Source organism: Vibrio sp. 10N.261.52.A1 (assembly GCF_002876325.1).
GTDB classification, from domain to species: domain Bacteria; phylum Pseudomonadota; class Gammaproteobacteria; order Enterobacterales; family Vibrionaceae; genus Vibrio; species Vibrio chagasii.
Genome location: NZ_MCYD01000919.1, coordinates 1 through 4,446, shown reverse-complemented (window position 1 = coordinate 4,446; position 4,446 = coordinate 1). Strand labels below are relative to the sequence as shown.

Sequence of the window (4,446 nt, the reverse complement as noted above, 5' to 3'; positions counted from 1 at the left end):
CCGTTCTGCGGTTTGCCATTTTGTCTTTCGGTGGGCGCTTACGAGCCGTTGATTCTGATGCGGGTTTGTCTGTGACTGGGAAGCCTTCCAATGACTGTAGCGGCAATGTTTTATTGGTCAGGGTGCGAATCGCAGTGAGGTAGTCAGCTTCACTGTGGCTGACCAGCGAGATTGCACAACCAGTACTTCCTGCTCTCGCCGTTCTTCCAACGCGGTGTACATAAGTTGCTGAATGAGGTGGTAACTCAAAGTTAATCACAATAGGTAGCTGATCAATATGGATGCCACGAGCCATCACATCGGTCGCGATAAGAACACGGGTATCACCATTTTTAAAGCTATCTAACGCTTGTGCTCGTTCTTCTTGGCTCTTGTTGCCATGTAATGCGTTCACGCTGATTTTGGCTTTGTTTAATCGTTTGGTTAGTGCGTCTGCGTTGTCTTTCGCGCCAATAAACACTAATACTTGTGGCCACTGGTTGTGATTGAGCAGGGCAATCAATGCTTGAGCTTTACTGCCTTTGTTTACTAGATACAGTGTTTCTTCAATCGTTTCTACAACGCTGTTTTCTTTATGAGTGGTGATTTTCTCTGGGTTTGATAAAAGCGTTTCAGCTTGGTTCACCAACGCAGGTGGAAGCGTTGCGGAGAATAACAGTGATTGGCGCTTAGTTGGCAGAGCTGCGGTGATCGCTTGAATATCTGGCCAAAAGCCCATGTCGATCAATCGATCGGCTTCATCAAGAACTAATGATGTGCACTGAGCTAACTCTAATTCACCACTTTTGATGAGTGCAAGCAGGCGCCCTGGTGTAGCGATGGCGAGCTGAGGTGAGGTTGACAGTTGCTGCTGTTGTTCATCTGCATTTATACCGCCCGTAAGCGTTACCGTTTTGATACGCAGGGCAGTTACAATCGGTTGTAAAGACTCAGTCACTTGAGACGCTAGCTCGCGTGTTGGAACGATGATCAGTGCTTGCAGTTTATTCGAACCTTGGTCGATGTTATTGAGCAAAGGTAACCCAAATGCCAATGTTTTCCCGCTGCCTGTTTGAGCCAATGCAAGCACATCTCTTCCTGAAACAATCGTCGGAATGACCGCTTGTTGGATCTCAGTCGGCTTATTGAATTGAGACGGGAGAGCAGCAATGGTTTTTGTGTTGAGGGTTAGGTTAGCAAATGACATAAATGAACCAAGTATCAAGAGGGAGGTGGAGTCTAACAGGGCTAGAAATGTTAGAGAATCAGTTTTGTTTGCTTCACGGTGAAGGTATTTATTATATGCGCTAATTTTGTAAGTTAAACATACGAATTAATTAAGCGTTTATCATATTGTAATGGTATCAATTGGACGTACAATGTCTGCCCTAAAAACCTTCACTGTATGAGAACAAAATGAGTTGGGATAGTATCTGGCTGTTCATTGTTATTGTCTTTTTTATTGCCATTATTCCAGGACCGAATGCATTGCTTGTGTTAAGCACAGCGTTGACTCAAAGGAAGCTGTTCGCATTTGTGAATGTGTTAGGCGTGTCATGTGGTTTCTTTTTCCACGCCTTTATTTCTGCGAATGGTATCAGCCTATTACTGTCGAAAACGCCAATGGCATTTGAGGGCCTGAAGTGGGCGGGTGTGTTGTATCTTCTCTGGTTAGGTTACAACCATTTTCGGGCGGCACTGAGTGCTCAAGAGGGCGTGCTTTCTGTCGTGAGTGCATCCGGGAGCAAACTCTATAGCCAGTTTTTTAAAGGGCTACTTACGAATCTGCTTAACCCGAAAATCGTCCTGTTTTATCTATCGATCTTCCCTCAATTTGTGACTACAGATGCAATTGTCTCCGACAGCCTGATTCTTGGCGGGATTCAGGCAATGGTCGTTTCAATGTGGTTCTTGGTTGTGATTTTAATGGCAGATACCTTCAAACGCTTGTTGGTTCAAAAGCGCACCTCGCAGACGATGAATATTGTATGTGGCGTGCTATTTGTTGGGTTCAGTATACAACTGGCTTTATTTCAGCTTTAGGTTTGATGAGCTTTTATGAGTTATTGAGGCTGAGGTGATACGACTCATATCTCACTTTTTAGTGAATCATATGGAATCCTTGTCTCTCTATACAAATGCCTAAAGCAATAACACATAATGTCGATATAATAGTCAGTTATTAGTTTGGTGAATATCTAAGTTGAATTGCAAACTGTGGCGGAAGGCTGTTCGATAGTCACAAATAGTTACGAATCGTCAGAATGAACGGCCAGTTTACTACTGCGAATAAACAGAGACAGGGAGTCACAAATGAGTGAAAAGTCATTCATTCAGAAGCGCAAATATTACCGTTTGAAGTACCCACACAAGGCACGTCCGGTGATGCGAATTAAGGATGAGCTTTTTCACGTCAGTGAGGTTTCTGAAAAGGGTGTTCGCCTTATGATGCGTAATATCATCCCGGTATATCGTGGCTTCTCTATGGCAGGTACTTTGAGGCTGCACGGAAACAACAGTGTCGCTATTAGTGGTGCCGTGTTACGCCAAGAAGGCGATGAAGTGATTGTTCAGTTATCACAAGGCCCAAGTTTTAAGGATATGGTGTCTGAGCAAAGGCACATTCGAAAGAAGTACCCAGTCTTTTTTGCAAGCCTGAGAGTCGCATAACGGCGTCTAAAGCTAGGTGGTTCAATTAATCGTTAATCATAAGCAAACATTAAAAAGCCCAGCACTTTAGCAAGTGCTGGGCTTTGTTCTATCTATAGGCTTAGTTTTGATGGTCAATACCTGGCAGCCTTGGCTCTTATAGACCTAGGCGATATTGGCAAGGCTAGGGCGCGTAGTTAGCTTTATAGCTCGTCTACTGTTGCCCAAACTGCCGCTAGCATGTCGTGACCAAACGCAACACTGCGCTCTGGAGACCAGCCGTAAAGTTCGTCAGCGTGGCTGATGTGATCTTTAAATGGCATCTCCACTGTGTAAGCCAAACACTTGAACTGTTCACCAATCCAGTTTGTGCCAACTGTCATGTTCGCTTTTCCTGGCTCGTCTTTGTCGTAACCAAACTCATCTTGGAACTCTGGTGTAATCGTGAGTAGTGCTTGCTTGAAGTGATTCTCTAGTTTAGCAATGCGCTCGTTATATGACGGCGTGCCTTCGCTACCTGCTACAAAGTTATATGGAATCGCTTCGTCGCCATGAATGTCTAGACACAGGTCTACGCCCGTTTCTAGCATGCGCTCACGTACAAGGAATACTTCTGGGCTACGTTCCATAGAAGGCGATTGCCATTCACGGTTCAGGTTAACGCCAATCGCATTAGTACGTAGGTGACCACGGATACTGCCATCTGGGTTCATGTTCGGAACAACGCGGAATACGACGCTGTCTAGAAGAGAGCGACCTACTGTATCTGTTTCGTCAAGTAGGCGCTGAAGCAGTCCTTCAATCAACCATTCAGCCATTGTCTCGCCAGGGTGTTGACGACCAATAACCCAAATGTTTTTCTTCTCTTCACTTGGCTCACCAATGGTTAGCAAAGTGATGTCGTTGTTGTCTAGCGTATGACCTAGTGTTTCAAGCTTACATGCAGGGTGCGTTTGCGCGCTGTGCAGAAGGTCTTGGTGACGATCGTATGAGTACGGTGCAAAGTACGCGAAGTACATTGAATCGTGCTCTGGAATGATGTCGAAGCTTAATGTATCGCCATCGAACTGAGATGGGATACGAAACCACTCTTCGCGGTCATACGATGCAACCACATCGTAGTCCTTCCAGCCCTCAGGGTAAGCTGATGTTGCCAGTTGACCGATTTCAAAGTGGTGAGCTTGTTGAGCTTCACTTTCTAAACGGAAATGGAACCACTGAGAGATTTCAGTCTGGTTGTCTGCTGGGATAGTCAGTTGAATGTTTTGTGGTGAATCTGCAGAAACGACGTGAATGTTGCCGCTTTCGAAATTGCTGAAAATTTTCATTGTAATTTTTATCTCGTAGTTGAGTTGTCGTAAGACTAGCACACTTTTTTTCGAGCAAACTACTAACTAAATCGTAATGAGATGTTATTTCAGCTATCTATTTCCGAGCTCTCTTTTTGAACGGCACTTTATGCTTATCGACGCTGGCAAGTTGTACAGCCTCGGCAAGCCGAACGCGTATAACGATCTAACTTACTACGTTGCACCTTGCAGTAGGCATTTTTCAGGGCTCTTCTTCCTGAAAACCAATCATCAGGTTTCGCAAGAATCAGATAACCATTAAAGCGCTTCACAAGCTCTACTCTATTTTGGTCGATGAACTTGCTATCAAACCCAATTTCGAAGTAATCAAGCGCCTGTTCAATAGAGGTAAAGCTCGCCATTTTTTGCTGGAATTCTGTTTGGCTCATGGAAAGTTAGTTTTTGAATTGGTGAGCATTAATTGTATCGAATTTATGGCCCGACTTTATTGATCTTACTTGTGGCGTAC

The 4,446-nt window shown here is 44.6% G+C and carries 5 protein-coding genes; 2 read left to right on the top strand and 3 right to left on the bottom strand.

Going from position 1 to position 4,446, the window contains the following annotated elements:
* A partial coding sequence (locus BCT81_RS20050) for a DEAD/DEAH box helicase (protein ID WP_102425575.1) occupies positions 1-1,186 on the bottom strand: 1,186 nt, incomplete at its 3' end.
* Positions 1,187-1,395: 209 nt separating this feature from the next.
* Between BCT81_RS20050 and BCT81_RS20045 the strand changes: the two genes are divergently transcribed.
* Both BCT81_RS20045 and BCT81_RS20040 read left to right on the top strand, forming a co-directional pair.
* On the top strand, positions 1,396-2,022 hold the full coding sequence (locus tag BCT81_RS20045; RefSeq protein ID WP_102425574.1) for a LysE family translocator: 627 nt from the start codon (positions 1,396-1,398) through the stop codon (positions 2,020-2,022).
* Positions 2,023-2,292: 270 nt separating this feature from the next.
* Complete coding sequence (locus BCT81_RS20040) at positions 2,293-2,649, top strand: PilZ domain-containing protein (protein ID WP_102425573.1); 357 nt, start codon at positions 2,293-2,295, stop codon at positions 2,647-2,649.
* Between the two features lie 182 nt (positions 2,650-2,831).
* On the opposite strand, the gene BCT81_RS20035 is transcribed toward BCT81_RS20040, so the two are convergent.
* Positions 2,832-3,956, bottom strand: a complete 1,125-nt coding sequence (locus BCT81_RS20035; RefSeq protein ID WP_029223407.1) for a M14-type cytosolic carboxypeptidase — start codon at positions 3,954-3,956, stop codon at positions 2,832-2,834.
* A 134-nt stretch (positions 3,957-4,090) separates the two neighbouring features.
* A complete protein-coding gene (locus BCT81_RS20030; RefSeq protein ID WP_102425572.1) occupies positions 4,091-4,366 on the bottom strand; it encodes a nitrogenase-stabilizing/protective protein NifW in 276 nt (91 codons plus the stop codon).
* Between the last annotated feature and the right edge of the window lie 80 nt (positions 4,367-4,446).